General features: G+C 73.3%; 25 protein-coding genes. 14 read left to right on the plus strand and 11 right to left on the minus strand.

The genetic code is table 11. The annotated features are described in order from the left end of the window. Positions 1–163: 163 nt before the first annotated feature. Positions 164–1,075, minus strand: a complete 912-nt coding sequence (locus tag AB0O21_RS23730) for a winged helix-turn-helix transcriptional regulator (RefSeq protein WP_365173558.1) — start codon at positions 1,073–1,075, stop codon at positions 164–166. 94 nt (positions 1,076–1,169) lie between these two features. On the opposite strand from AB0O21_RS23730, the gene AB0O21_RS23735 reads away from it, so the two are divergent. After that, the gene (locus AB0O21_RS23735; RefSeq protein ID WP_365173781.1) at positions 1,170–2,399 is read left to right on the plus strand and encodes an MFS transporter; all 1,230 of its coding nucleotides are present in this window, start codon (positions 1,170–1,172) and stop codon (positions 2,397–2,399) included. A gap of 9 nt (positions 2,400–2,408) precedes the next feature. Next, positions 2,409–3,389, plus strand: a complete 981-nt coding sequence (dapD, locus tag AB0O21_RS23740; protein WP_365173561.1) for a 2,3,4,5-tetrahydropyridine-2,6-dicarboxylate N-succinyltransferase — start codon at positions 2,409–2,411, stop codon at positions 3,387–3,389. A 15-nt stretch (positions 3,390–3,404) separates the two neighbouring features. Here the strand turns inward: dapD and AB0O21_RS23745 are convergent, their stop codons facing one another. The 4 genes from AB0O21_RS23745 to AB0O21_RS23760 form a co-directional block, all read right to left on the minus strand. After that, on the minus strand, positions 3,405–3,887 hold the full coding sequence (locus AB0O21_RS23745) for a hypothetical protein (protein ID WP_365173564.1): 483 nt from the start codon (positions 3,885–3,887) through the stop codon (positions 3,405–3,407). A gap of 67 nt (positions 3,888–3,954) precedes the next feature. Then, complete coding sequence (locus tag AB0O21_RS23750) at positions 3,955–4,209, minus strand: hypothetical protein (RefSeq protein WP_365173567.1); 255 nt, start codon at positions 4,207–4,209, stop codon at positions 3,955–3,957. 122 nt (positions 4,210–4,331) lie between these two features. After that, entirely contained in the window at positions 4,332–4,793 is a 462-nt protein-coding gene (locus AB0O21_RS23755; RefSeq protein ID WP_365173569.1) for a GNAT family N-acetyltransferase, read from the minus strand. Between the two features lie 58 nt (positions 4,794–4,851). Continuing rightward, positions 4,852–6,693: an endonuclease/exonuclease/phosphatase family protein gene (locus AB0O21_RS23760; protein ID WP_365173572.1), complete on the minus strand. Its 1,842-nt coding sequence runs from the start codon at positions 6,691–6,693 to the stop codon at positions 4,852–4,854. 313 nt (positions 6,694–7,006) lie between these two features. Here AB0O21_RS23760 and AB0O21_RS23765 point away from each other — a divergent pair, with 313 nt between their 5' ends. Together AB0O21_RS23765 and AB0O21_RS23770 are read left to right on the plus strand one after the other, a co-directional pair. After that, entirely contained in the window at positions 7,007–8,476 is a 1,470-nt protein-coding gene (locus AB0O21_RS23765) for a hypothetical protein (RefSeq protein WP_365173574.1), read from the plus strand. A 168-nt stretch (positions 8,477–8,644) separates the two neighbouring features. Beyond that, positions 8,645–10,084, plus strand: a complete 1,440-nt coding sequence (locus AB0O21_RS23770) for an alkaline phosphatase PhoX (RefSeq protein WP_365173576.1) — start codon at positions 8,645–8,647, stop codon at positions 10,082–10,084. Between the two features lie 23 nt (positions 10,085–10,107). Here the strand turns inward: AB0O21_RS23770 and AB0O21_RS23775 are convergent, their stop codons facing one another. The 4 genes from AB0O21_RS23775 to AB0O21_RS23790 all read right to left on the minus strand — a co-directional run bounded on the left by AB0O21_RS23775 (position 10,108) and on the right by AB0O21_RS23790 (position 13,521). Beyond that, positions 10,108–10,284: a hypothetical protein gene (locus AB0O21_RS23775; RefSeq protein ID WP_365173578.1), complete on the minus strand. Its 177-nt coding sequence runs from the start codon at positions 10,282–10,284 to the stop codon at positions 10,108–10,110. Positions 10,285–10,386: 102 nt separating this feature from the next. Then, entirely contained in the window at positions 10,387–11,622 is a 1,236-nt protein-coding gene (locus AB0O21_RS23780; protein ID WP_365173580.1) for a TerD family protein, read from the minus strand. Positions 11,623–11,684: 62 nt separating this feature from the next. Next, the gene (locus AB0O21_RS23785; RefSeq protein ID WP_365173582.1) at positions 11,685–11,906 is read right to left on the minus strand and encodes a hypothetical protein; all 222 of its coding nucleotides are present in this window, start codon (positions 11,904–11,906) and stop codon (positions 11,685–11,687) included. Positions 11,907–11,997: 91 nt separating this feature from the next. Continuing rightward, positions 11,998–13,521 (minus strand): aldehyde dehydrogenase (NADP(+)), encoded by a 1,524-nt coding sequence (locus tag AB0O21_RS23790; protein ID WP_365173584.1) that lies wholly within the window; start codon positions 13,519–13,521, stop codon positions 11,998–12,000. A 156-nt stretch (positions 13,522–13,677) separates the two neighbouring features. On the opposite strand from AB0O21_RS23790, the gene AB0O21_RS23795 reads away from it, so the two are divergent. The 8 genes from AB0O21_RS23795 (at position 13,678) to AB0O21_RS23830 (ending at position 21,515) form a co-directional block, all read left to right on the plus strand. Then, positions 13,678–14,460 carry an IclR family transcriptional regulator gene (locus tag AB0O21_RS23795; protein WP_365173587.1) on the plus strand — a complete coding sequence of 261 codons (783 nt, stop codon included), beginning with the start codon at positions 13,678–13,680 and terminating at the stop codon, positions 14,458–14,460. 93 nt (positions 14,461–14,553) lie between these two features. Continuing rightward, positions 14,554–15,561 (plus strand): hypothetical protein, encoded by a 1,008-nt coding sequence (locus AB0O21_RS23800; RefSeq protein ID WP_365173589.1) that lies wholly within the window; start codon positions 14,554–14,556, stop codon positions 15,559–15,561. Further along, the gene (locus AB0O21_RS23805) at positions 15,561–16,862 is read left to right on the plus strand and encodes a histidine kinase (protein WP_365173592.1); all 1,302 of its coding nucleotides are present in this window, start codon (positions 15,561–15,563) and stop codon (positions 16,860–16,862) included. Before AB0O21_RS23800 ends, AB0O21_RS23805 begins: the two co-directional genes overlap by 1 nt. Next, positions 16,859–17,533 (plus strand): response regulator transcription factor, encoded by a 675-nt coding sequence (locus tag AB0O21_RS23810; protein ID WP_365173594.1) that lies wholly within the window; start codon positions 16,859–16,861, stop codon positions 17,531–17,533. Before AB0O21_RS23805 ends, AB0O21_RS23810 begins: the two co-directional genes overlap by 4 nt. Before the next feature lie 62 nt (positions 17,534–17,595). Beyond that, positions 17,596–19,044, plus strand: a complete 1,449-nt coding sequence (locus tag AB0O21_RS23815) for a penicillin-binding protein 2 (RefSeq protein ID WP_365173597.1) — start codon at positions 17,596–17,598, stop codon at positions 19,042–19,044. 74 nt (positions 19,045–19,118) lie between these two features. Next, positions 19,119–19,610 carry a GNAT family N-acetyltransferase gene (locus tag AB0O21_RS23820; protein ID WP_365173599.1) on the plus strand — a complete coding sequence of 164 codons (492 nt, stop codon included), beginning with the start codon at positions 19,119–19,121 and terminating at the stop codon, positions 19,608–19,610. A 71-nt stretch (positions 19,611–19,681) separates the two neighbouring features. Then, positions 19,682–20,389, plus strand: a complete 708-nt coding sequence (locus AB0O21_RS23825) for a DsbA family oxidoreductase (protein ID WP_365173601.1) — start codon at positions 19,682–19,684, stop codon at positions 20,387–20,389. Positions 20,390–20,459: 70 nt separating this feature from the next. Next, positions 20,460–21,515, plus strand: a complete 1,056-nt coding sequence (locus tag AB0O21_RS23830) for an aminotransferase class V-fold PLP-dependent enzyme (protein WP_365173603.1) — start codon at positions 20,460–20,462, stop codon at positions 21,513–21,515. Between the two features lie 3 nt (positions 21,516–21,518). Here the strand turns inward: AB0O21_RS23830 and AB0O21_RS23835 are convergent, their stop codons facing one another. Continuing rightward, positions 21,519–22,604, minus strand: coding sequence for an aminotransferase class V-fold PLP-dependent enzyme (locus AB0O21_RS23835; RefSeq protein ID WP_365173606.1), 1,086 nt, complete (start codon positions 22,602–22,604; stop codon positions 21,519–21,521). Between the two features lie 87 nt (positions 22,605–22,691). Between AB0O21_RS23835 and AB0O21_RS23840 the strand changes: the two genes are divergently transcribed. Beyond that, entirely contained in the window at positions 22,692–23,777 is a 1,086-nt protein-coding gene (locus tag AB0O21_RS23840; protein ID WP_365173609.1) for an amidohydrolase family protein, read from the plus strand. Between the two features lie 263 nt (positions 23,778–24,040). After that, a complete protein-coding gene (locus AB0O21_RS23845) occupies positions 24,041–24,955 on the plus strand; it encodes an SCO1860 family LAETG-anchored protein (RefSeq protein WP_365173612.1) in 915 nt (304 codons plus the stop codon). A 44-nt stretch (positions 24,956–24,999) separates the two neighbouring features. Here AB0O21_RS23845 and AB0O21_RS23850 read toward each other — a convergent pair whose 3' ends face one another. Then, positions 25,000–26,223: a CapA family protein gene (locus AB0O21_RS23850; RefSeq protein WP_365173615.1), complete on the minus strand. Its 1,224-nt coding sequence runs from the start codon at positions 26,221–26,223 to the stop codon at positions 25,000–25,002. Positions 26,224–26,261 lie beyond the last annotated feature (38 nt).

The raw sequence follows: 26,261 nt of genomic DNA on the forward strand, positions 1-26,261 counted from the left end.
GGAGTCGATGCGGAGCATCGACGACCGACGACAACGCGGCAAGGCGCGGTGCCAGGCGGCGCGGGCCCGGCCCTGATCCGCCGGACACCCCCTAGGCCCTGCGGGCCTGGGGAGGCCCCATGCACCGGACACCGCGACCCGGCAAACCTTTCCGGCCACAGCACTAGGGGGTGTCCGGCCATGATCCGCCGGACACCCCCTGGCCCGCGGCGCGGACGGCCGCCAGGGCCGCGGCCACGCTCGCCTCGATGTCCGTGATCGGGTAGAACACCTCGCGGACCACCCGCTCACGGTCCAGCACCAGTGTCAGCCGCTTGAGCCGGCTCAGCCCGCCCGCCCGCAGCGTCGGCAGCCGCAGCGCCGCCGTCAGGCCGAGCTCCGCGTCCGAGAGCAGCGGGAACCGCAGCCCCTCGTGCTCCGCGAACTCCCGCTGCTCGTCCGGCCGCTGGGTGGAGACGCCGTGCACGGTGGCGCCCGCCGCGGTGAACTCCGCGAGCTGGTCGCGGTACGTGCACGACTCGAACGTACAACCCTTCGCGCCCGGTACCCCGGCCCAGCCGGGCGGGTAGGACTCGGCGCGCGCGTACGCGCCCGGGAAGCAGTACAGGACCGTGAACGGGGTGTCCGCCACCGGGTCGCGCAGCTCGCCGAAACGGTCCGGCAGCAGCAGCTCCGGCACGCGCGTGCCGAGCAGCGCGTGGACCCGGCCCGCCTCCTTCGAGGCCTCCTGCGTCGTCGCCGTCATCTCTCCCTCTCCCAGGATCCAGGTGTCCCCCCAGTCCTGGAGGGCGACCAGGACCGGCAGGAGCCCCCGCCCGCGCGGGGTCAGCCGGTATTCGTGCCGTACCGGGCGTTCCTGGTACGGCTCGCGCGTCAGCACCCCGGCCTCGACCAGCAGCTTCAGCCGCTCCGCGAGGACCTTGCGGGACATCCCCAGCTCGCGCTGGAGCTCGTCGAAGCGGTGCAGGCCGCGCGCCGTGTCGCGCACGATCAGCAGCGTCCACCAGTCGCCCACGACGTCGAGGGCCTGGGCGATGGAGCACTCCGCGTCGCCGAGGTGCGTGCGCTGGGCCATGGGCACTCCTTTGTCCGTTGACCCCAGGCTGTCATGCTGACATAGTCCGTTCCCAAAAGAAACTTACTCATGGATCGAGGGGGGCACGGGTGTGCTGCAGGGGTTCAAGGACGTACCGCGGGTCGTGTGGCTGCTGGCTGCGGGGATCTTCGTCAACGCCGTCGTCAGCTTCACGTTCGTCTTCGTCTTCCTCTACCTGACCGGCCCGCGCGGCCTCGGGGCCGCCCAGGCGGGCCTGATCGTCGGCATCGGCGGCGTCGGCCTGGTCGCCGGGAACTTCACCGGCGGCTGGTACGGAGACCGCTTCGGCCACCGCCGGGTGCTGCTCACCGCCTCCGCGCTCGGCGGTGCCGCGCTCGTCGTCCTGTCGACGGTCCCCACCGCCCTGCTGGTGCTCGTACTGCCGCTCGCCCAGTACGCCTCCGGGGTGATCCGCGCCGCCAACTCCGCGCTGGTCGCCGTCACCGTCCCCGAGGGCGCCCGGCGCCAGGCCTTCGCCGTCACCCGCTGCCTGTCCAACGCCGGCTTCACGGTGGGCGCACCGCTCGGCGCCCTCGTCGCGACCGGGCTCTCCTACGACTGGCTCTTCGTCGCGGACGGCCTCGGCACCCTCTTCTTCGCCCTGTGGACCGCCCGCGTCGTCCCGGCCCGGGCGGGCACCGCCTCCTCCGCGGCCCCGGACGGGGGTCCGGGCCGCGGAGGGCTGTGGCGGGAGCTGCGCGCCCGGCCCCCGGTGCTCGTCCTGCTCGGCGCGATCGTCGTCATCGACGTCGTCTACCGGCAGCACTACACGACCTTCCCGGTCTTCCTCGCCGACCACGGCCTGGACACCCGCGCGTACGGACTGCTCATCGCGATCAACGGCGGAGTGATCATGCTCCTGGAGATCCCCGCGGCCCTCGCCCTGCGCCGGCGCTCCCCGCTGCACATCATCGGCACCGGGCTGGTGCTCGTGGGCGGCGGCTACGCGATGCTGCTGCTCGGGGTGGGCGCCGCGACCGCCGCAGCCATGATGGTGCTCCTCACCCTCGGCGAGATCCTCTACAAGACCACCGCCACCGCCTACGTCGCCGACGAATCGCCCGAGCACGCCATCGGCCGGTTCCAGAGCCTGTACGCGGGCGTGTCCGTCAGCGGCGTCGTCCTCGCCGGCCCCCTCGGCGGGGCCCTGTACACCGCCGCGCCCGGGCTGCTGTGGCCCCTGTGCGCGGTGCTCGGCACGGTCGCGGGGGGAACCGTGCTGGCCATGGGCGCGCGCGGGGTGCGGCGACGCGGGCGACCGGCACATGAGACCGGTTCGCCCAGGGCGGCCGTCGCCGGTTAGGTTTCGGACATGACTGCTACGCGTACCACCGGCGCCGTCGCCGCCGGACTTGCCACCATCACCGCCGACGGCACCGTCCTCGACACCTGGTTCCCCGCCCCCGAGCTGGTCGCCGAGCCCGGCCCGGCCGGCACCGAGCGCCTCACCGCCGAGCAGGCCGTGGAGCTCCTCGGCGCCGCCGCGGCCAAGGCGATCCGCCAGGACGCGGTCCGCGGGGTCGAGGTCGTAGCCGTCCGCACGGTCATCGCCTCCCTGGAGGACAAGCCGCTGGACGCGCACGACGCGTACCTGCGCCTGCACCTGCTCAGCCACCGCCTGGTCAAGCCGCACGGCCAGAACCTGGACGGCGTCTTCGGCCTGCTGACCAACGTCGCCTGGACCTCGCTGGGCCCGGTCGCCGTCGACCAGGTCGAGACCGTCCGCCTCAACGCGCGCGCCGAGGGCCTGCACCTCCAGGTCACCTCGATCGACAAGTTCCCGCGGATGACGGACTACGTCGCCCCCAAGGGCGTGCGCATCGCCGACGCCGACCGCGTCCGCCTCGGCGCGCACCTCGCCGAGGGCACCACCGTCATGCACGAGGGCTTCGTCAACTTCAACGCCGGCACCCTCGGCACCTCCATGGTCGAGGGCCGCATCTCCGCCGGCGTCGTGGTCGGCGACGGCTCCGACATCGGCGGCGGCGCCTCCACCATGGGCACCCTCTCGGGCGGCGGCAAGCAGATCATCTCGATCGGCGAGCGCACCCTGATCGGCGCCGAGGCGGGCATCGGCATCGCGCTGGGCAACGAGTGCGTCGTCGAGGCCGGCCTCTACGTCACGGCGGGCACCCGGGTGACCCTGCCGGACGGCCAGATCGTCAAGGCCCTGGAGCTCTCCGGCGCCGACAACATCCTCTTCCGCCGCAACTCGGTCACCGGCGCCGTCGAGGCCCGCCCGTACAAGGCGAACTGGGGCGGCCTGAACGAGGTCCTGCACAGCCACAACTGACGACCACGGGTCGTCTCACCGAGCGCCCTCCGGCCGCACCGCGGCCGGAGGGCGCTCGGTCGTGTGACGGGCCGCCGCGTACGCCCGCTCGATCTCGCCCAGGTACTGATCCAGGCGGAAGCGGACCTCCGCGATCACCCCGCCATCGGGGCCCGGGTACATCAGGTCCGACCAGATGACCGCCTCGCCCCGCAGCCGGACCCGCAGGGACAGTCTCGCCGGCCCCGGCTCGGGGCGTTCCTCGGCCGCGACGTCCACCGTGCGCGGCGAATCCGTCGGATAGAGCGGTCCGCCCGGGCGGAGGAGTCGCCCCGGACCGATGCCCGCCATCCTGCTGTCGCTGCGTGCCACTATGTCGAGGCCGTCGACGAAGAGGTAGGTGTGCACGGCGGTACACACGGGCGCCCCGGGGCACGTGTCGACGAGCAGCCTGCTCGCCGCACCGCTCTGCCCGCGGGGAACGGCGGCCCGCAGGCCGCGAGGGGATCTACGAGGCATCCGCCCGATGTGAGGTCATGGGCGGATCCTAGCGGCGACGCCCGGACGCAACGCGTCGCGCGAGGCGTCAGCGCAGCGGGATCCGGCGGACCAGGCCGGCGAAGGCCTCCTGTTCGGCCTCGGTCAGCTCCACGGCCTCCATCGGGTGCGCGGCGACGCCGCGCTGGGCCGGGATCACCGCCAGGCCCTCGAAGGCGCCTGGCTCGGGGTGGTGGAAACGGCTGTCCCACAGCATGTGGCCGAGGCCGACGAGCCAGACGAGCGCGGCCACGAGCAGGACGGCGAGGCCGATTTCCTGGGCGAGGGAGATGGAGGGGAACACGCGGTCCTCCAAAAACGAGGGTGCAAGATCGGGCGTGGGGACACTCAACACCACAAAAGGCCGATTCGGTAGCGATGTGGCGAGCGTCACGCCAGGGCCGAAAGGCCCTACTTCGGGACGCGTCAGTCCGCCAGCGGCAGCTTGAAGCCCTCGTGGCTGCGCGCGAAGCCCAGCCGCTCGTAGAACCGGTGCGCAGCCGTGCGCCGCTTGCCGCTGGTCAGCTGGACCAGGCCGCAGCCGCGCTCCCGGGCCCGCTCCACGGCCAGCCGCATGAGCTCCGCGCCGAGCCCTGCGCCACGGCGGTCCGCGCGGACCCGTACCGCCTCCACCAGCGCCCGCTCCCGGCCGTTCTGGCCCAGGCCCGGGATGTACGTCAGCTGGAGGCAGCCGAGGACGACCTCGTCCGAGTCCGAGGCGTCCGTCAGGACCAGCATCTCGTTGCGGGCGTCCGCCCCGATGGCGGCGAAGGCCCGCTCGCTCGCCTCGTCGACCACGACCGAAGCCGGCTCCACGACCCGCTCCTCATCGGCGAGCAGGGCGAGTACGGCGGGCAGGTCCTGGCGGGTGGCCTCACGGAAGTTCATGCCGGGATTGTGGCAGGGGGCCGGCCGGGACGGCGGCCGGACCCCTGCGGTTCCGGGGCTACGGGCGGAAGCGCAGCACCTGCGGGTCGTGGTCGCTGTTCTGGGCCGAGAACTCCGCGTTGATGTGCACGCTGTCGTAACTGAAGTTCCTGATCGACGGGCTGGTCAGGATCTGGTCCAGCACCTGCGCGTTGCCCTGGAAGACGTACGAGTACCGCTCCGACTTCGGCAGCGACTTGATCGCCGGGTACAGGGCCCCGCCGTCCGCCAGCGCCTCGGTGGTCGCCGAGAACTCGAAGTCGTTGATGTCACCGAGGACGACGACGTTCGCCTGCTTCTCGGCCGCCAGGATCTCCTTCACGAAGCCGTTCACGGCCTGCGCCTGGAGCAGCCGCTTCTCCTCCGACTTGCGCACCGGCGGCTGGTGGTGCGAGGTCAGGCCCTCGTCGCCGCCCTTGGAGCCGAAGTGGTTGGCGATCACGAAGACGGTCCGGCCGCGGAAGACGAACTCGCCGGCCAGCGGCTTGCGGCTGTCCGCCCACGCCGGGTTCGCCGGGTCGATCCGGCCGGGGGAGTGGGTGAGGGCCGCGTGGCCGTTCTCCCGCACCACGCCGTTCGCGGTCGTCGCGTCGCCGGCGGCACGGTCGGTGAAGGAGACCCGGGCGGGGTTGAAGAGGAACACCTGGCGGATGTTGCCGCCGGGCTCACCGCCGTCCTTCTTGTCCTCCGGGTTGATGGTGCGCCACTGGTACGCCGGGCCGCCCGCCGCGGCGATCGCCTCGGTGAACTTGGTCAGCGTCTGCTCCGCCGAGACGGTGCCGTCGTTCTTGGCGCCGTTGTCGTCCTGGATCTCCTCCAGGGCGAGGATGTCGGGGGAGGCGAGGTTCTCGACGACCGCCTTGGCGAGGTTGTCGAACTTCTCCTGCGGGTCGGTCGGGTCGAGGTTCTCGACGTTGTACGTCGCCACCGCGAGCTCGCCCGGGCTCTGCGCCTTGGTCTTCTCGGGGGCGAGGGTGCCCGCCTTGACGGTGCCGAGGGTGCGGGCCACCAGCGTGTAGCCGCCGAACTGGTTGAAGTCCAGCGGGCCTTCGGTGGTGCCGGTCAGCTTGTCGCCGACGTTGGCCACCGGGAAGGGCTGCTGCGCGAGCGGCGCGAGCTGCTGGATCTGGAGGCGGCCGGTGTTCTGGGACTCGTAGGAGCCGTAGACCGTGCCACCGCGCCGGGCGGCGTTCTCCCAGCCCTTCACCGTGACCCACAGCTCCGCGTACGGGTCGGTGGCGCCGACCACGCGGGAGGTGCCGATCGCCACGTTCATGCCCTCGAGGGCCTCGTAGAAGTCCAGGGCGTAGCGCCCGGGTTCCAGGGCCAGGCCGTTGATGCTGCCGCCGGCGGCCGGGTCGCCGGCCGGGGCGTACTCGGCGGGCACGGTGTACTCGTTGATCGCGGCGGCCGCGGGCAGTGCGTTGCCCGAGGAGACCACCTTGACGGTGGGCTTGGAGATCTGGGTCACGGACTGGTTGCCGGAGGCGACCCCGCCGGGGATGTACTCGCCGACCGTGCCGGAGACCGTGACCGCGTCGCCCACGGCGACGGTCGGGACCGAGCTGGTGAAGACGAACACGCCCTCGCTGGTGGCGTCGTTGTCGTCGGCGTCCGGGTCCTGGATCCAGAAACCGCGCGAGCCGTACGTGCGTACGCCCGTCACGATGCCCGCGACGTCGGCGACCTGCTTGCCGGCCAGCGGGGATATCCGGGTGGTGCCCTGGATGTCGTGGATGCGTATCGGATCGGCGGACACGGCGCCTTCGGCCGCGTCGGCGGAGCCCGCGAGCAGGCCGGTGGCCAGTGCGGTGGCGACGAGGGCCGCGACGGCGGCGGAACGGGGATGCGAAGAGCGCATGGGCGGGAACTCCGGTGTGGGATGAGGGAAATCGCAGAAGGGGGGTGTGCAGCGGGATCCGCGAGGGCTGCCGCCCCGGGTCCCCGACATGTCTACGCGCGTCAATTTCCTGTGTGACCAGCAAAGTTGTCAAGCCCTCCAGGGAGTACGCCGGTTGACTGTGGGATGAACCAAAGGTGATGGGTCGCCAGGCACGCCCGAAATGCGTCTACGCTGGGTCCGCGTGGCCGAACGGCCGACAGGCCGGGAGCTCCGGTCGCTGCGGTCACTCCGGCCCGCCCCACAGCGTTCGCTTCGCGAGGAGAACCGCCCCATGTCCGCAGAGCCGCACCCCACGCTGCCGCCGGTACGGCTGCCCGCCGATGCGGAACTGGCCCGCGACGCGCTCGCCGCCCCGCTGTTCGCCCGGGCCGTGCGGCTGGCCCGCTGGGCCGGACCGGACACCCGCGTCGAGATCGGCGGCGAACTCGTGGCCGGCCAGCTGCCCGAGGCCGCCCGGGCGCTCGGACTCGACGCCTCCGACGCGGACTCCGTCGTGTACGCGAGCCAGGCGTGGCGGGTGGCCGTGGACACCGGACTGGTCGACGTGACCGAGCCGGAAGAGGACGGGGAAGCCGGTGCGGAGCAGCACGGCGCCGCCGTGCCCGGCGAGGACCTCCCGCTGGTGACGGGCGGCGCGCCCGGCGACGTACTCGACCTGTGGCTGGCGGCCCTCGACACGGTCCTCGCCGACGCGGCCGTGCCCGACCTGGACGACCTCGTCGACGCGCTCGACGCGGGCGGCGAGATCGACTTCGACCAGCTGGACTGGAACCCGCGCCGCGAGGCGGACTTCCTCGACGGGGTCCTCGCCAACCTCTACCTGCTCAACGTCGCCGAGGGCGGAGCGGCAAACGGCCCGGTCCCGCTGCCCGTGCTCGCCGCGTCGATGGTCGTCCCCGACGGCATGGGCGAACCGACCGACGCGGTGCTGGAGCAGGTCTCGGACGCGATGATGCGGCTCGACGACCAGTTCCGGCAGCTGGAGCCGATCGGTCTGGTGGAGTACCAGCCCGTCGACGAGGCGCTGATGGCGGAGGCCGAAGGGGGCGACGAGGGCGGGTACGGCGGGGACGAGGAGGACGTGTCCCGTTACGGGATGGTCCGCCTGACCCCGCTCGGCCGGTACGGGATCCGCGCGCGGCTGCTGGAGGCCGGGGTCGAGGCCCCCGCCGTCGGCGACCTGGCCGACAAGGGTGCCGACGCGCTGCTCGACGGGGTCTCCCGCTATCCGGAGAGCGCCGCGCAGGCCGAGATCGAGCAGTGGCTGACCGGCCGCGCACTGCCCGCCGCCGTGGCCGAACTGCTGGCCGCGGCCCGCGGTGACGACGAGGGCGCGCCGCTGCGCCGGCTGCGCTGCCAGCAGGCCCTCGCACCCGCCGGGCCGGAGGCCGAGCCCGCGGTCCGCGCCGTGCTCGGCGACCCCGAGCTCGGCGGGCTCGCCCGGGTCTGGCTGGCCGAGCGCGGGGCGGCCGACGTGCCCGCGCCCGATGGGGCCATGGTGTTCTGGCTGACCGTCGACACGATCGCGGCGCAGCTCGCCGCCGACGGGGAGACGGAGGAGCTGCCGCTGCTGATGGAGACCCTGACCGCCCATCACGCGGGGTTCTTCGACCAGGTGTGGCGGGTGGAGCACCCGGCGACGGCGTACGTCCTGGAGGCCATGGGCCGGCTGCACCCGGACAAGAAGGCGGCCAAGGAGGCCCGGAAGGCGGCATTCAAGGCGCGCTCCCGGCACAACTGACCGGAGCGCGCGGAACGAGCCCTTCCTGGGGCGGAGTTGGCCATTCCGCCCAGTGGAAAGGGGTCGACTCCTCTTCGTGGGTAATTCAGCCGCCGTTCACGTGTGGGCGGGAGCGTGTGCGCCGACGACCGCACACAGGCGCACCACCTCCCCACCCCTGGAGACCCGATGCCGCTCAGCCGTAGAGACTTCACCGCCCGCACCGTGATCGCCGGTGCCGGAGTCGCCCTCACCGGGACCGTCGGCGCCCTTGCTACCGCCCCGGGCGCACTCGCGGCCGAGGACAGCACGCCCCGCGACGAGCACGGGCGGCCCTGTGAGCCCGGCTACGGCCCCCTCGTCCCCGACCCGGCCGGCATCCTCGCGCTCCCCGCCGGTTTCAAGTACCGCGTGATCACCCACAGCGGGGTCACCACGCTGGAGTCCGGCGAGACCACCCCGTCCAACCACGACGGCACCGCCGCCTTCGCGGGCCACCGCGGGGTCACCCTCCTCGTCAACAACCACGAGCTCAAGGGCCCCCGATCGAAGTGGGCCCGCCCCGTCCCGCTCACCGAGGGCCTGGTCTACGACCCGGCCGCGGCCGGCGGCTGCACGGTCGTCGAGGTCCGCCGCGGCGGCGAGGTCGCCGAATGGGTGGGCATCGCCGGTACGTCGACCAACTGCGCGGGCGGCTCCACCCCCTGGAACACCTGGCTGACCTGCGAGGAGAACTCCGACCTCGCGGGCAAGAACGGCATGACGAAGGACCACGGCTACGTCTTCGAGGTCGACCCGCACGACCGCCGCGCCAACCAGGACCCGCAGCCCGTCAAGGCGTTCGGGCGCTACGACCACGAGGCCGTCGTCATCGACCCGCGCACGGGTCACGCCTACCTGACCGAGGACGCCTCCGGCCCCAACGGGCTGCTCTACCGCTGGACCCCGCCCGCCGGCTTCCGGCACGGGCGCGGCAAGCTCCGTACGCTCGCCGCCGACGCGGGTGTGCTCCAGGCCGCCAAGTGCATCGACAGCTCCGGCCTGTTCGTCGACGACCTCTCGCGCGCCACGAAGATCGGCACCGTCTACGGGGTCGACTGGGTGGACGTCGCGGACCGCGACGCGCGGACCGTGCCGGTGCGCAAGCAGTTCGCGGACAGTGCCGTGACGCGCGCCCGCAAGCTGGAGGGCATGTGGTGGGCCGACGGCGGCGCGTACTTCGTCTCCTCCTACGCCCGTGAGGAGAGCCCGGGCGCGGCCCACGACGGCCAGGTGTGGTTCTACGACCCCAAGCGGCGGACCGTCCGGCTGACCGTGCTGATCGGGGTCAACGCGGACCCGTCGGCGGACGGCGGCTACGACGGCCCCGACAACATCACCGTGTCCCCGTACGGCGGCCTCGTCATCGCGGAGGACGGCTCGGGCCTGCAGCACCTGTTCGGCGCGACCGAAACGGGCCGCACGTACCCCCTCGCCCGCAACGAGCTGAACATCGGGACGGCCGAGGAGCCGGAGTACTCCGAGTTCACCGGTGTGTGCTTCGCACCGGACGGGCGCACCCTGTACGCCAACATCCAGGACCCGGGCATCATGCTGGCCATCACCGGCCCGTGGCGGCGCGCGCACTGACGCCCGGCAGTGCTACCGGGGGGTCACTGGGAGGCGGAAAGCTCCGCGCGGGAGGCCTCGGCCCACTCGGCGAGCAGGAACTCGTACGCCTCCGAGGGCCACTCGCCGTCCTCCCGCGTCTCTACGAGGTGCCGGATCGCCTCGTTCGCCTCGGCGGCGGACGGGCGGGCGGGCCCCGCGGGGGTGAGTGACTCCTTCATGCCTTCAAGGCTACGGGCGGGCACTGACAGCCACCTCCGAATTCAGGGTGGAATCGATCACCCGGAACGGCCTTTGGTGGCTCCATGTGCCCGCCCACCTGCTCAGAGTGCCTGTGCGGCGGGTTTGACCATGCCGCGCACTGTGCGCGACTTCACAAACTCGCCCATGGCCGTCATCTCCCACTCGCCGGAGAACTGGCGGATCAGCTTCGCCATCATCACCCCGGTCTGCGGCTCGGCACTGGTGAGGTCGAAGCGCACCAGTTCCTCGCCGCTGGACGCGTCGATCAGACGGCAGTAGGCCTTGGCGACGTCGGTGAACTTCTGGCCGGAGAAGGAGTTGACCGTGAAGACCAGGCCCGTGGCGTCGGCGGGGAGCCGGCCCAGGTCCACGACGATCACCTCGTCGTCGCCCGCGCCCTCGCCGGTGAGGTTGTCACCCGAGTGCTTGATGGCGCCGCCCAGGATGGACAGCTTGCCGAAGTAGCAGCTGTCGATGTGGTTGCGCTGCGGGCCGTACGCGATGACCGAGGCGTCGAGGTCGATGTTCCCGCCGCGGAAGGCGGGCTCCCAGCCGAGGCCCATCTTGACCTGGGTGAGCAGCGGGCGGCCGCCCTTGACCAGGGAGACCGTCTGGTTCTTCTGGAGGCTGACCCGACCCTTGTCCAGGTTGATCTTCCCGCCGGCGGGCGGGGCGGCCGCGGGGACCGGCGCGGGCGGCGCGGGTGGCGCGGCCGGCGGGGGCTGCGTGGCGCCGCCGAGCCAGGGGGAGGCCGGGTAGGACGCGGGCTGCGCCGGGGGTGCCGGGGGAGCGGGCGGGGCGGCGGCCGCGGCCGGAGCCGGCTCCTCCTCCACGGAGACCCCGAAGTCGGTGGCGATGCCGGCGAGGCCGTTCGCGTACCCCTGGCCGACCGCGCGCACCTTCCACGCGCCGCCGCGCTGGTAGACCTCGACGACGACGAGCGCGGTCTCCGTGCCCAGCTGCGGCGGGGTGAAGGTGGCGATCACCGTGCCGCCGACCGCATCGCGCACGGTGGCGGTGGGCTCGATGCCCCGGAAGGTCTGACCGGCCGCGTCGGGGCTGGCCGTGACCACGATCCGCTCGATGCCCGGGGGGAGCGCGCCGGTGTCCACCGTGACAGAGTCCGGAGCCGCACCGCCGCCGGAGCGGTAGCTGACACCGGGCCCGGTGGGCTGGTTGAAGAAGATGAAGTCGGCGTCGGAGCGCACCTTGCCGTCCGCCGAGAGGAGCAGGGCCGACACGTCGAGACGTACCGGCGCGGCCACGTCCACCGTCACGCGGACGGTGTTCAGCGGCAGGTTGGAACCTGGGGTCATAGCGGTCATGCCCGGAGAACGACCGGAGGTGCTTTGCCGTTCCCTTACCCTCGCGCGAGATTTCAGCGCCGGTTGCGGGGGTGGTTGCGGGCGGTGCGCTCGTTGCCGAACTTGTACGAGCCGGTCCAGCGGGCCATCACGAGCTGCGGGTCGCCCGACTCCACCTCGGCCAGGAACTTCCCGGCCCGGCTCCCGCGCAGGGTGGCCGCGGTGCGACCCCGGTGGGTGATGACGACGGAGTCGTCGCGGTGGCGTTCGTACGTGAACCCGTGCGGCTGAGGCATGCCCCGGAGCCTGCCCCGCCGGGGCGGGGCGGGCAACGGGTTTACGGGTGCACGGGCCTGCGGGGCTTGCGGGGCTTACAGGGCCTGCGGGTCAGGCCCCCGTCACCCGGCGCGGCAGGCCCAGCGGGTTGGCCTCGCGCAGCTCCGCCGGGAGGAGGGCGTCGGGGACCGACTGGTACGCCACCGGGCGCAGCCACCGCTCGATCGCGGTTCCGCCGACCGAGGTGGAGTGGGAGGTAGCCGCCGGGTACGGGCCGCCGTGGTGCTGGGCCGGGGCCACCGCGACCCCGGTCGGCCAGCCGTTGACCACGATCCGCCCCGCCAGGCCCGTGACCTGCTCGATCAGCTCCCCGGCCGGGCCCGGAGCCCCCTCGGTCTCGGCGGCCGACAACTGGAGGGTGGCGCTCAGGTTCCCGGGGAGCAGCCCGAGCACCGCGCCGGCCTCGCGCTGGTCGGCGTACCGTACGACCACGGTGACCGGGCCGAAGCACTCCTCCAGCAGGACCTCGTACGACCCGCCCTCGAGCAGGCGCCGCGCCGGCACGGTCAGGTATCCCGCCCCGACGGTGTGCTCCCCGCCCGAGCCCGGGGTGACGGGCGCGTCGACCCCGGACAGCGCGGTCCGCTCGCGCACCCCCGCGATGAAGTTCTCCCGCATCCGGTGGTCGAGCAGCACCCCCGGCTCGGTCTCCCCGAGCGCCTTGGTCAGCGCTCCGGTGAGCCGGTCGCCGGCCGCGCCCTCGGGGACCAGCACCAGGCCGGGCTTCACGCAGAACTGGCCGACCCCGAGGGTGACCGACCCCGCGAGCCCGCCGCCGATCTCCTCGGCGCGCTCGGCGGCCGCGGCCGGGGTGACCACGACGGGGTTGAGGGAGCCGAGTTCGCCGTGGAAGGGGATCGGCACGGGCCGCGCGGCGGCCGCGTCGAACAGGGCCCGCCCGCCCCGGATGGAGCCGGTGAACCCGGCGGCCGCCACCAGCGGGTGGCGGATCAGCGCCAGCCCGGCGTCGAACCCGTGGACCACGCCCACCACATCGGCCGGGAGCCCGGATTCGACCGCAGCCCGGCGCAGCAGCGAGGCGCACAGCTCGGAGGTGGCCGGGTGGTCGGGGTGCGCCTTGACGACCACCGGGCAGCCTGCGGCCAGGGCGCTCGCGGTGTCCCCGCCGGGCACGGAGAAGGCCAGCGGGAAGTTGGAGGCGGCGTACACGGCGACCACGCCGAGCGGCACCTTGTAGCGGCGCAGTTCGGGGCGGGGCGGGCTGAGGGAGGGGTCGGCGCGGTCGATGCGGATGTCGAGGTACGCCCCCTCGTCCACGGCGTCGGCGAAGGCGCGCAGCTGGCCGGTGGTGCGGGCGAGCTCTCCGGTGAGCCGGCCGGGGCCGAGCGCGGTCTCGGCGTCGGCGGCCTCGATGACGTGGGCGGCCGACTCGTCGAGCAGCGCGGCGGCGGCGCGCAGGAACGCGGCGCGGGCGGTGGCGTCGGCGAGGGCTGCACGGGCCGCGTGGGCGGCCCGTACGGATTCGTCCACCTCCTGGGGTGTGGCCTCCACCGCAACCTGCTCGCGCTGCTTCCCGGTGCGGGGGTCCACACTCCAGACTGGTGTCGTTGTCATGGCCCGCTGCCTCCTGGATCGTTCAGTATTCTGAACGCCGTTCCGGTGGATGAATGATCACATCTGCTGCGGACTCTATTTCCGCGTCCTGCGCGTGACAAGAGGCGACCAGGGGCGACCAGAAGCGACCAGAGGCGACAGAGGGGAAGCGCGCCCATGACGACGACCGAGGCGGGCCCGCCGGCCCAGGCGGCGGCGGTCAAATCCGCGGTCCGGACCGTCCTGCTCCTGGAGCACTTCGCGGCCCGGCCCGGACTGCACAGCCTGGCCGACATCCAGAACGACCTCTCCCTGCCCAAGTCCAGCCTGTACATGCTGCTGCGCACCCTGGTGAACCTGGGCTGGGTGGAGACGGACGCCACGGGCACGCGGTACGGCATCGGCGTGCGGGCCCTGCTCGTGGGCAGTTCGTACATCGACGGCGACGAGGTCGTCGCCGCCGCCCGGCCCGCCCTGGACCGGCTCTCCGACGACACGACGGAGACCATCCACCTGGCCCGGATGGACGGGACGAGCGTGGTGTACCTGGCCACCCGCCAGTCCCAGCACCACCTGCGGCCCTTCACCCGGGTCGGGCGGCGGCTGCCCGTGCACTCGACGGCGCTCGGCAAGGCGCTGCTGGCCACCTGCACGGACGAAGAGGTACGAGACCTGCTGCCGCGGCGGCTGGAGGCGGTCACCGAGCACACCATCACCGACCGGGAGCGGCTCATCGAGGAGCTGGAGCTGGTGCGCGAGCAGGGGTACGCGCTGGACCGGGAGGAGAACACGCTCGGGCTGCGCTGCTTCGGGGTGGCGGTTCCGTACCGGACCCCGGCGCGGGACGCGGTGAGCTGCTCGGTGCCGGTGGCCCGGCTGACGCCGGCGCACGAGCAGGTCATCAAGGCGGCGCTGTTCGAGGCGCGGGACCGGCTGTCGGTGGTGACGCGGCGCATGTGAGGTGGCGGAGGGGGCGGTTCCTCCCCCGCCCGGGGGAGGAGGTTCCCCTTGGCGGGGGAGGTGGCGGGGCGGCGCGCACGGGACCGTTGAGTCATGACCACACGAGCGGTTCACCCGACGCGCGCGGCGCAGCAGCCGCAGCAGCAGCCCGGCACGCGACAGCCCCCCGGCCCGGGGAGCGGGCAGCGGATCCTGCGGGCGGTGGCCCTGGCCGCCACCGTGCCCTACCTGGCGCTCAAGACCGCCTGGCTGGCGGGGAGTCGGATCGGGATACCGGACGGCAGCGTGCTGCTGGATCCGGAGCCCTTCCTCATGGCGGCGAACGCCGTCACGGTGGCCATGGACGCCTGCGTGATCCTGCTCGTGCTGCTGCTCACCCGGCCCTGGGGCATGCGGGTGCCGGCCTGGCTGCTGACCGTCCCGGTGTTCGTGGCGACCGGACTGCTGACCCCGATCGCCACCGGGTTCCCGGGCCAACTCCTCATACGCCTGCTCGGCTTCGGGGCGGACCCCGCAGTGAAGGCGGCGCGCGAGCCCTTCCTGGACCCCTGGGTGTTCAACGTCGTCTACACCGGGTTCGCGATCCAAGGACTCGCCCTGGCCGGGCTGTTCGTGCCCTATGCGCGGGAGCGCTGGGGGCGGCGCTGGCAGGGCGTGCTGGGAGCGCGGCTGCCGTCGTCCACGGGGGTGGTGGCGGCAGCCGCGGCAGCGGCCGGCCTGGTGGTGGCGGCCGTGTACTTCTACTGGGCCCTCGGGGGCACGGCCGGGCTGGGAGCCGAGCGGGCGGGCGCGTACTGGCCGGAGACGGCCGTGGTGTCCGCGGTGCACGGGATGTGCGCGCTCGCCGCCGCAGCGGGGGCGCTGCTCCTGGCCCGGGGCGGGGCGTTGCGGGCGCGGTGGCCGCTCGGCCTCACCTGGATCGGCGCGGGGGCGGCCCTCACCTGGGGCACGTGGATGCTGGCCGTCTCGGCGGGCCCGCAGCTGGACGGCGGTGAAGGGCCCACGGCGGCCGCCCTGTTGATCTACGCTGGCCAGATGATCACCGGATCGCTCGCCGCCGCTGTCCTCACCCGGTTCCTCATATCCCGCCGCGAGGGGTGATGCGCGAAGGCACGGCCAGGCTGCTGGGGGCGCGGGCCCGGCTGCGGTGGGTGCACCTGATCCTCGGCGGGGCCCTGCTGATGCCGTACTTCCTCCTCGCCCAGGTGGGGGTCGGCATGGCGGCCGGCGGGGGCAACGCCCTCAACTCCTTCCCGCTGGCCCTCGCCGCCTACGCGGCCGCCCTGCCGCTCGCCGCGGCCACCGCCGTTTTCGGGCTGGTGCGGCCGCTGTCGGTGACGGCTGTCAGGTCCATGTGCGGGGTGCCTGGGGACCGGCTGGCCGACGGGCCGGCCCGGTCCTGGGCCGCCCGGGGCCGGACCTCCGCCTGGTGGACCCTGCACCTGGGGGTCGGCGCCCTGATCAGCGGGGTGACCCTGGCGGTGCCGCCGATGGGGGTCGCGCTGATCGTGCAGCCGTTCGTGATCGGGCTGCGGGACGCCCGGCTCGGGCTCGGCTGGTTCGCCACGGACATGGACCCGTACGTGGCACCGCTGCTCGGGATCGGCCTGCTGGCCGGGGTCGTCCTGTGCGCCGCGGGTGCCGGGGCGCTGCTCGCCCGGCTGGCGCCGGTGCTGCTCGGGCCGACCGCGGCGGACCGGTTGGCGGCGGCCGAGGAGCGGGCGTCGGACCTGGCCGTGCGCAACCGGCTGGCCCGGGAGCTGCACGACGCGGTCGGGCACGCGCTGAGCGCCGTCACCCTCCAGGCGGTCGCCGCCCGGCGGGTGCTGGACCGGGACCCCGACTTCGTCCGGGAGGCGCTGGCCGCCATCGAGGACACCACCCGGCGGACGGTGGGGGAGCTGGACGCCGTACTGGGCCTGCTGCGCGACGGGGACCCGGCCCGGCCGGACGCCGCGCCCGCGCCGACCCTGGCCTCGGACCTCGACGGGCTGCTGGCCCGCACCCGGGCGGGCGGGACGACCGTCACCGCCCACGAGGACCCCGGGCCCGCCCGGGAGTGGGCGCAGCTCCCGGCGATCGCCTCCCGCGAGGCGTACCGGATCGTCCAGGAGGGCCTCAGCAACGCAATGCGCCACGGCGCGGACCCGGTGGAGCTGTCGATCCGTGTACAGGCGGGCGGGCGACGGCCGGGACAGGAAGGCGTACACCGTGAACTGGAGATCACCATGACCAATCCGATAGCCGCCCCCGACGGCCGGGAGCCCCGCACGACCGGGGGCCGGGGCCTGCGCGGCGCGGCCGAACGGGCCGCGCTGCTCGGCGGCCGCATCGAGTCGGGCCTGCACGAGGGCGGCTGGCGGCTGGCGGCCGTCCTGCCGCTGGGGGAGGAGCCCCGATGAGCACGCCCAGCCGGCCCCCGCTGCGCATCGTGCTCTGCGACGACGAGCGGATGGTCCGCACCGCCCTGCGCGTCATCCTCGAAGCCGAGCCCGACCTGGAGGTCGTCGGCGAGGCGGCCACCGGGGCCGAGGCCGTCCCGCTGGTCCGCTCGCTGGCACCGGACGTGGTGCTCATGGACGTCCGGATGCCCGAGATAGACGGCATCCGGGCCACCGAGAAGATCCTCGCCACCATGCCCGAGCCGCCCCGGATCGTGGTCGTCACCACCTTCGAGAACGACGCCTACGTCTATGACGCGCTGCGGGCGGGCGCCTCCGGGTTCCTCCTCAAGCGGGCCGACCCCGACGAGCTGGTCGGCGCGGTCCGCCTGGTGGCCCGCGGCGACTCGCTGCTCTTCCCCGCCGCCGTCCGCTCCCTCGCCGCTGCCCACTCCGCCGGAGCCCCGCCCGGCGCCGCGCCCTGGGTGTCCCGGCTCACCGAGCGGGAGGCCGACGTACTGCGCCTGATGGCCACCGGACTGTCCAACCACGAGATGAGCGAGCGCCTCGGGGTCGGTCCGCAGACGGTCAAGACCCACGTCGCGGCGGTCCTCACCAAGACGGGTTCCCGCGACCGCACGCAGGCGGTCATCGCGGCCTACGAGGGGGGCTTCATCATGAAGAAAAGCTGAGAACCCGGCCACAATCGGGGCAGAGCGGAACGGCCGGGGCGGCTGGGACGTCCTTCTGGGGGATGAACAAGACGATCAGGCGTGCGTCGGTCTTCTGCCTGCTCCTGGTGCTGGCCCTGCTGGTCCGCGTCACCTGGGTGCAGGCATACCAAGGCCAGGCCCTCGCAGACGACAAGAACAACCGGCGGAACCTCATCGGGCAGTACGAGAACCCGCTGGGCAACATCATCGTGGGAGGGGAGGCGATCACCGGCTCGACGAAGACGGGCGGCAAGGACTTCGGGTACAAGCGGACCTACACCGACGGCCCCCTCTACGCGCCGATCACCGGCTACAGCTCCCAGGCCTACGGCACGAGCATGCTGGAGGGCATCTACAAGAACGTCCTCAACGGCTCCGACAACCGGCTGAAGACGATGATGGACACGCTCACCAACAAGCGTGCCGCCCCCGGCAACGTCCTGACCACCATCGACAAGGACGTGCAGAAGACCGCCTACGACGCGCTCCAGGGCAAGCAGGGCGCCGCCGTGGCCATCGTCCCGGCGACGGGCGAGATCCTCGCCGTGGTCAACAACCCCTCCTTCGACCCCGGCCTCATCACCGGAGCCAATGACCAGAAGGCCTGGGATGAGCTCTCCGCCGACAAGGGCAAGGCCATGGAGAACGTGGCGCTGCGCAAGCCGCAGGCACCCGGCTCCACCTTCAAGCTGGTCACCCTCGCGGCGGCGATCGAGAACGGCCTCGTCACCAACCTGGACCAGCCGACCGGCATCCCCGACCCGTACACGATCCCGGGCACCCGCACCCTGCTGCCCAGCGAGGCGGGCTCCGCGGCGTGCAACAACGTCTCGGCGCGCACCGCGCTGCGGCTGTCGTGCAACAACGTGTTCGCGGAGCTCGCGCACAAGCTCGGCCAGGACAAGATGCGCGCCATGGCCGAGAAGCTCGGCTTCAACATGCAGATCGACACGCCGGTCCGCACCAACCCGCCGAGCAAGTACCCGTCGAAGAAGATGTCCGTCGACCAGGTCGCGCAGACCGGTATCGGCCAGTTCGACGTGCAGGCCACCCCGCTGCAGATGGCGATGGTGACGGCCGCGATCGAGAACGGCGGCAAGCTCGTCGCCCCGCACATGGTCTCCGAGGTCACCGACGCCGGCGGCAACGTGCTGGAGAGCTTCAAGGACCCCAAGTCCCAGCAGGTCATGAGCGAGAAGACCGCCTCGATGATCCGTGACGCCATGAGGACGGTCGCCACCGAGGGCGGTGGCAAGCCGGCCCAGGTGCCGGGCGCCGAGGTGGGCGGCAAGACGGGTACCGCCCAGCGCGGTGTCAACAACAGCCTGGCCCCGCTCGCCTGGTTCACCTCGTACGGCAAGGCCGGCGGCAAGCAGATCGCCGTGGCCGTCGTGATCGAGAACTCGGACACCGACCGCTCCGAGATCGGCGGCGGCAAGCTGGCCGCGCCCATCGCCCAGAAGATGATGGCGGCCTGGCTGAAGAAGTAGCCGTCCGCGCCGCACGCGCCGTCCGCGCCGCACGCGCCGGGAACCGAGACGGTTCCCGGCGCGTTTCCCTTCCCATGATCAGGACCGCGCGACCCGCAGACCTCGACGCCATCGCCGCCCTGCACACCAGGGCCCGGGCCACCTACTACCAGGGCCACATCCCGGAGCAGGCCTACGCCGGCGACGCCGAGATCGCGCGGACCCGCGAGGGCTGGTCCCGGGCCGTCGCCCGCCCCGCCGCCGTCGGCAGGGTGCTCTGCGCGGAGCAGGACGGGCAGGTCACCGGGGTCGCCGCCTACCTCACCGCGGACGGCGGGACCACCCTCACCCAGCTCCACGTCGACCCGGTCCACTGGCGCCGGGGCACCGGCGCCGCCCTGCACGCCGCCTGCCTCGACGCCTGGCGCAGCGCCGGAATCAGCCGGGTCCGCCTGGAGGTCTACGAACACAACCTCCGCGCCCAGGCCTTCTACGCCCGCCACGGCTGGCTCCCGGACCCGGCCGCCGTCCGGTCCGGCTCCCACCGCACCCTCTGGCTGCACGTGGGCCCGCCGTCCGGGGAATGAGACGCCCCGACGGATGGTTGAAGCAGAAACCGATTGAGTCCGTATCCCCGAACCCGGAGAGAAGAAGGAACATGCGCGTCGAGATCTGGAGCGACATCGCCTGCCCGTGGTGCTACATCGGCAAGGCCCGGTTCGCCGAGGGGCTGGCCGGCTTCGCCCACCGCGACCAGGTGGAGGTCGTCTTCCGCTCGTTCGAGCTGGACCCCTCCGGTGCCAAGGGGGTCACCGCCCCCGTCGTGGAGATGCTCGCCAAGAAGTACGGCCGCACCCTGGACGAGGCGCGCGGCATGGAGGAGCACGTCGCGGCCACCGCGCGCTCCGAGGGGCTGGAGTACCGGACCGACGGCCGCGACCACGGCAACACCTTCGACATCCACCGCCTGCTGCACCTGGCCGCCGCGCGCGGCCGCCAGGAGGAACTGCTCGACCTCGCCTTCCGGGCCAACTTCGCCGAGGAGCGTTCCGTCTTCGACCCCGAGGTGCTGATCTCCCTCGCCGTCGAGGCCGGGCTGGACGGGGCCGAGGCCCGCGCCGTCCTCGCCGACGAATCCGCCTACGCGGACGAGGTCCGTGCCGATGAGCGCGAGGCGGCCGAACTGGGCGCGAACGCCGTGCCGTTCTTCGTGCTCGACCGCCGTTACGGGATCTCCGGCGGCCAGCCGGCCGAGGTGTTCACGCGCGCCCTGGAGCAGGCGTGGGCCGGGCGCGAGGTCGAGGAGCCGGTCGCCGCCGCCGAGGCGTGCGAGCCCGACGGGGCCTGCGCGGTCCCCCAGGTATAAGGACTGCTTGGAGTGGGCGCGTAAAACTCGGCAATGGACTTTGGGTCGGTCCTGTCGCAGAGTTGAAGGCATGGATCTTTCGATCGCCGAAGCGACCCGTGCCGAGTTCGCCCACTCCACCACCTACCTCAACACCGCCAGCTGCGGGGTGCTCCCGCGTTCCGCCGTCGCGGCCGTACGGGAGCTGGCCGAGGCGGCGGGGGCCGGAATCCCCGCCGGATTCGGCGACTTCGACCGCGTCGACCGGGTCCGGGCCGCCTTCGCCCGGCTGGTCGGGGTGGACGTCGGGCGCGTCGCGCTCGGCTCGGCCGTCTCCACCCACGGCGGCCTCGTCGCGGCCTCGCTCCCGCCGGGCGCCGAAGTCCTCTGCGCGGAGGGCGACTTCGCCTCCGTGATCAACCCCTTCGTGGTCCGGGGCGACCTCAAGGTGCGCTTCGCGCCCCTCGAAGCCCTCGCCGAGGCCGTCGGCCCGGACACCGCCCTGGTCTCGGTCAGCGCCGTACAGTCCGCGGACGGGCGGATGGCCGACCTGGCCGCCGTGCGGGCGGCGACGACGGCGCACGGCGCCCGGATGCTCGTGGACGCGACCCAGGCGGCCGGCTGGCTCCCCTTCGACGCGTCGCCGTACGAGTACACGGTCACCGGCGGCTACAAATGGCTGCTCGGCGGCCGCGGGGCCTCGTACCTCACCGTGTCGGAGGAGGCCCAGCACACCCTGACCCCGATCAACGCGGGCTGGGTGGCGGCGGAATCCATGTGGGACGCCATCTACGGCCCCATGCCGCAACTGGCCGAAGGGGCCCGCCGGTTCGACGAGACCCCGGCCTTCCTCGCCTACCACGCGGCCGAGCCCTCGCTGGCCCTGCTGGAGCGGATCGGCATCGAGGCCGTGCACGCCCACGACACCGCGCTGGCCGCCCGCTACCGGGCCGGCCTCGCCCGCCTCGGCCACGAGCCCGTGCCCGGCGAGGCCGCCATCGTCTCGGTGCCGGGCCTCGGCGACCGCCAGCCCGCCCTGCTGGCGGCCGGCATCGCCACTTCCGCCCGCGCGGGCTCCCTGCGGGCCTCGTTCCACCTCTACGCCACCGAGGCGGACGTGGACCGGCTCCTCGACGCCCTGTCCTGACCGCTACCGGGCCCCTCCCGCCTCCCAGGCCGACTCCGCCGCGGCCAGCGCCGCCTCGGGCGGGGCGCCCAGGGCGGCCGCCAGCGCCGTCAGGGAGGCCCTCACCACCGGTAGCGAAGCCGCCGGACCGTAGTGGTTGACCCGGATCATCTCCCGCGCGAGCGCCCCGCCGCCCGCGGCGAGCGGAGCCGCCGGGTCAGCCGCGAGGGCCTTGGCCACCACCAGCGACGCCTCCTCGGCCCGCAGGGTGGTGGCCACCGGCGCGGCCTCCGCCGCCCGGCCCACGTAGGGGGCCAGGCCCAGGGCGACCGCGCCCGCACGGGTCGCCGCCGCGGCCGCCGCGTGCCGGGCCGTCACCGAGGGCAGGCCCTCCTCCGCGATCCGGTCCAGGCAGGCCTCCAGCGCCAGCATCTCCAACTGCGCCGGCGCGTGCGGCAGCGCCGCCCGACCGGCGTCGATCCAGCGCTCCTTCCAGTCCAGGAGGGAGAGGTAGGAGCGGCGCGGAGCCGCCGGGTTCCCGGCGAACCGGGCCCACGCGCGGTCCGAGACCGACACCGCCGACACGCCGGCCGGCCCGCCCATCGCCTTCTGCGCGCCGATCACGCACAGGTCCACGCCCCACGCGTCCACGAGGAGGGGTTCCGCGCCGACCGAGGCCACCGCGTCCAGCATGAACAGCGCTCCGTGCTCCCGTACGGCCTCGCCGATCTCCGCGACCGGGTTCGTGTTCCCGGTCGCCGCCTCCGCGTGGACCAGCGAGACGAAGTCGATCTCCGGGTGCGCGGCCAGCGTCCCCGCGACCCGCTCCGCCGTCACCGCGGTGTCGAACGGGACCTCCAGGTCCACCACGCTCGCCCCGCAGTCGCGCAGCCAGTTGCCGAACGTGGTCCCGTACGGCCCGGTGACGACGTTCAGCGCAGTCGATCCCGGCCGTGCGCCCGACCGGATGCACGCCTCCAGCGGCAGCAGCGCCTCGCCCTGGGTGATCACCACGTCCTGCCGGGTGGAGAGCAGCTCCGCGACCCCCCGTTCGATCGACGCGAAACGCCCGGCGGTCAGCGGCGGGAGGTCCAGGAGGGGGTGGGGCACGGGGATGCTTCTCTCTTCGTCCGGGGTCGTCCGGATACGTCCGGGGTTGCCTCCAGAGCCTACCGAGCTCGCCGTTACAGTGCCGCCATGAGCGATGTGCTGCACGTGAAGGGGCGGGTGCTCGTCGGTCCCGACGAGGTCCGCGACGAGCTCTGGGTGGTCGGCGGGAAGGTCTCGTACGAGCGCCCGCGCGCGGCCCGCGAGGTCACCACCGTGACCGGCTGGGTCCTGCCCGGGCTGGTCGACGCGCACTGCCACGTGGGGCTCGACTCCCACGGCGCGGTGGACGCCGAGACCGCCGAGCGCCAGGCCCTCACCGACCGCGATGCCGGAACCCTCCTCATCCGGGACGCCGGATCGCCCTCCGACACCCGCTGGGTCGACGAGCGCGAGGACCTGCCGAAGATCATCCGGGCCGGCCGGCACATCGCCCGCACCCGCCGCTACATCCGCAACTACGCGCACGAGATCGAGCCGGCCGACCTCGTCGAGTACGTCGGCCGCGAGGCGCGGCGCGGCGACGGGTGGGTGAAGCTGGTCGGCGACTGGATCGACCGCGAGGCCGGGGACCTGACGGCCTGCTGGCCGCGCGCGGAGGTCGAGGCGGCCATCGCCGAGGCGCACCGGCTGGGCGCCCGGGTCACGGCGCACTGCTTCGCCGAGGACTCGCTGCGCGACCTCGTCGAGGCGGGCATCGACTGCATCGAACACGCCACCGGCCTCACCGAGGACACCATCCCGCTGTTCGCGGAGCGCGGGGTGGCGATCGTCCCGACGCTCGTGAACATCGCGACCTTCCCGAAGATGGCCGCGGGCGGCGAGGCCAAGTTCCCGCGCTGGTCGGCGCACATGCGGCGGCTGCACGAGCGGCGCTACGACACCGTCCGCGCGGCCTACGACGCGGGCATCGAGGTGTACGTGGGCACGGACGCGGGCGGTTCCCTGCCGCACGGCCTGGTCGCGGCCGAGGTGGCGGAGCTGGTGAAGGCCGGGATCCCGGCCCTGGACGCCCTCTCGGCGACGGCCTGGGCCGCGCGCGAGTGGCTCGGCAGGCCGGGTCTGACCGAGGGCGCCCCGGCCGACCTCGTGGTCTACGGCAGCGACCCGCGTGAGGACGTGCGGGCGCTCGCCGAGCCGCTGCGCGTGGTGGTGAACGGCAAGGCCAGGGCCTGAGCGTCCCGTTGACGGCGGGCGTGACATCCGCACGCAGCGGTCGTTGAACTCGCCCTCGCCTGGGGCAGGAGGGAACCCCTGTTCCGCACGAGGCGCAAAGAATCGAATGCACACCCGGAAGCCACCCTTTGGGGTGAAGTGACGCCAGGTGGCTACCCGTTCACCCACAGTGCGTAAAGATTCCGAGGGTAGAGGCCGTCGGCGCGCGCAATGTCCCCCATTGGCGGCGCGACGGCACCCATCTCCCCGGGGGTTCCACCACCTTGAACAGCAACACCTTCCGCATGCCCGCGGCCGTCCTGCTCGCCACGGGAGCGGTTGCCCTGCTCACCGCTCCGCCCGCCTCCGCCACGGGAGGCGGCGGCGCCGGAACCGAGGGCAAGGCGGGCGCCGTCGTCCTGCGCGCCGGACTGGACGTGGGCCTGCTCAACAAGACCGTGCACATCCCGCTGAAGACCACACTCAACGAGGTGAGCGCCCCGGCGACGGCCGAGAAGACGGCGCTCTCCGTCACCCTGGACGGCGTCGAGGGCGGCGCGCCGGTCAGCGTGCTCCGGGCCGACGTGGCCACCTCCAAGGCGACCGCCGACAAGAACAAGGCCGAGGCGGAGGCCAACCTGGCCAAGGCCAGGGTGCACGTGCCGGGCCTGCCCGCGCTCTCCCTCATCGAGGTGGAGAAGGTCACCTCCAAGGCGGTCTGCGAGGCGGGCAAGCAGCCGGTGGCCACCTCGAACGTGCTCGGGACGGTGACCGCGCTCGGCAAGAAGACCACCGTGACCGCGGGCGGCCCCCCGACCAAGGTCGAGGTCCCCGGGGTGGGCCTGGTCAGCCTGGAGCTGTCCGGTACGCAGACCACCTCCGCGACGGCGGCCGCCACCGCGGTCCGCCTGAAGGTCTCGGTCAACCCGCTGAAGCTGAACGTGGCGGAGGTGGAGGGGGAGATCGTGCTCGCCGAGGCGCGCTGCGAGTCCCCGGTCGGCCCCGCGCCGACCCCGTCCGCCACGCCGGACGTCAAGCCCCAGACCTCCGGTACGGGACCGGCCGTCACCACCCACGCCAACCTCGCCGAGACGGGCGGCGGTTCACCGACCCCGTACGTCGCGGGCGGCGCGCTGATCCTGCTCGGCATCGGCGCGGGGGCGCTGGTCGTGAGCCGCCGGGGCAGCAGGGCCTCGTAAGACCCGGGGCGGCGGCGCCCGCGCGAGCACACGGAGGGGAGTGCTCAGCGGGTGGCGTGCTCCAGGCCCTGGGCTGCGGCGCCCCGGGACAGCACGGCCCCGGTGACCTGCTCGTCGATCCGCGCGTATTCGCTCCGCTTCCCGGCCGGGAGCGCGGCGTCGGACGCGGCGCAGGAGGTGCAGACGACGCGGAACGGCGGCCCCATGTCCGAGTACTGCGTGAGGTATTCGGCCTTCACCACCTCCCAGCGGCCCGGACGGTCCGCCGAGGGGGCGAACGTGAAGCGGGGCAGTGAGGACTGGTTGCCGCGCAGCTTGTCGGCCGGTACGAAGCTGGCGACCTGGTCGCCCATGCCGAAGACCACCCAGGTGCCGTTGATCTTCTCGTAGGGCTGCGGCACGTGATTGTGCGTGCCGATGATCAGATCGATGTCGGGGAGGCCGTCGGCCGAGCGGGAGGCGGTCAGGGCCTGCGCCAGTTGCTGCTGCTGGTCGTCGGGGGCCGTCTGCCACTCGGTTCCCCAGTGGACGCTGAGCACCACCACGTTCGCGCCGCCCGCCCGGGCGGCGCGGGCGTCGGCGATGATCCGGTCCTTGTCGATGAGGTTCACGGCCCACGGCTTGTCCTGGGGGAGCGGTATCCCGTTGGTGCCGTAGGTGTAGGAGAGCTGGGCGACCTTCGCGCCGCCGGCCGAGAGCAGCGCCGGGGCCCTGGCCTCCTCCGCGCTCCGGGCCGAGCCGACGTGCGGGATGCCGACCCGGTCGAGGTGTTCGAGGGTGCGGGCGAGGCCCTCGTAGCCGTCGTCCAGGGTGTGGTTCGACGCGGTGGAACAGCTGTCGTAGCCGGTGTCCTTGAGGGCGTCGGCCAGTTGGTGCGGGGCCTTGAAGGTGGGATAGCCGGTGTAGGGGCCGCCGGGCCGCCCGTACGGTATCTCGTGGTGGCATATCGCCAGGTCGGCGGCGGATACCAGGGGTTTGACCCCGGCGAGTATCTTCCGGAAGTCGTACTCCCCGGCCTTGCCCGCGTCCTCCGCGGACCGCTGGATGATCGAGGGGTACGGGATGATGTCGCCCGTCGCCACCAGCGTGAAGGGCCGTCCGGCGGCCGGGCCGCTCGCCGACGGCGCGGGCCTCCCGCCGAGCCGCTGCTCCGCGCCGGCCGGACGGCGGCCGCCGTCCCCGTCGAGCAGCCGCGGCACGGCGTAGATGCCGCCGCCCACGACGACCAGCCCGGCCAGCGCCGCGCCGATCTTGACCGATGCCTTCATCCCCGCCCCCCGTGACGTTCACTGCGGGAATCCCCGTG

Source organism: Streptomyces sp. NPDC091371, from assembly GCF_040684275.1.
Lineage (GTDB): Bacteria > Actinomycetota > Actinomycetes > Streptomycetales > Streptomycetaceae > Streptomyces.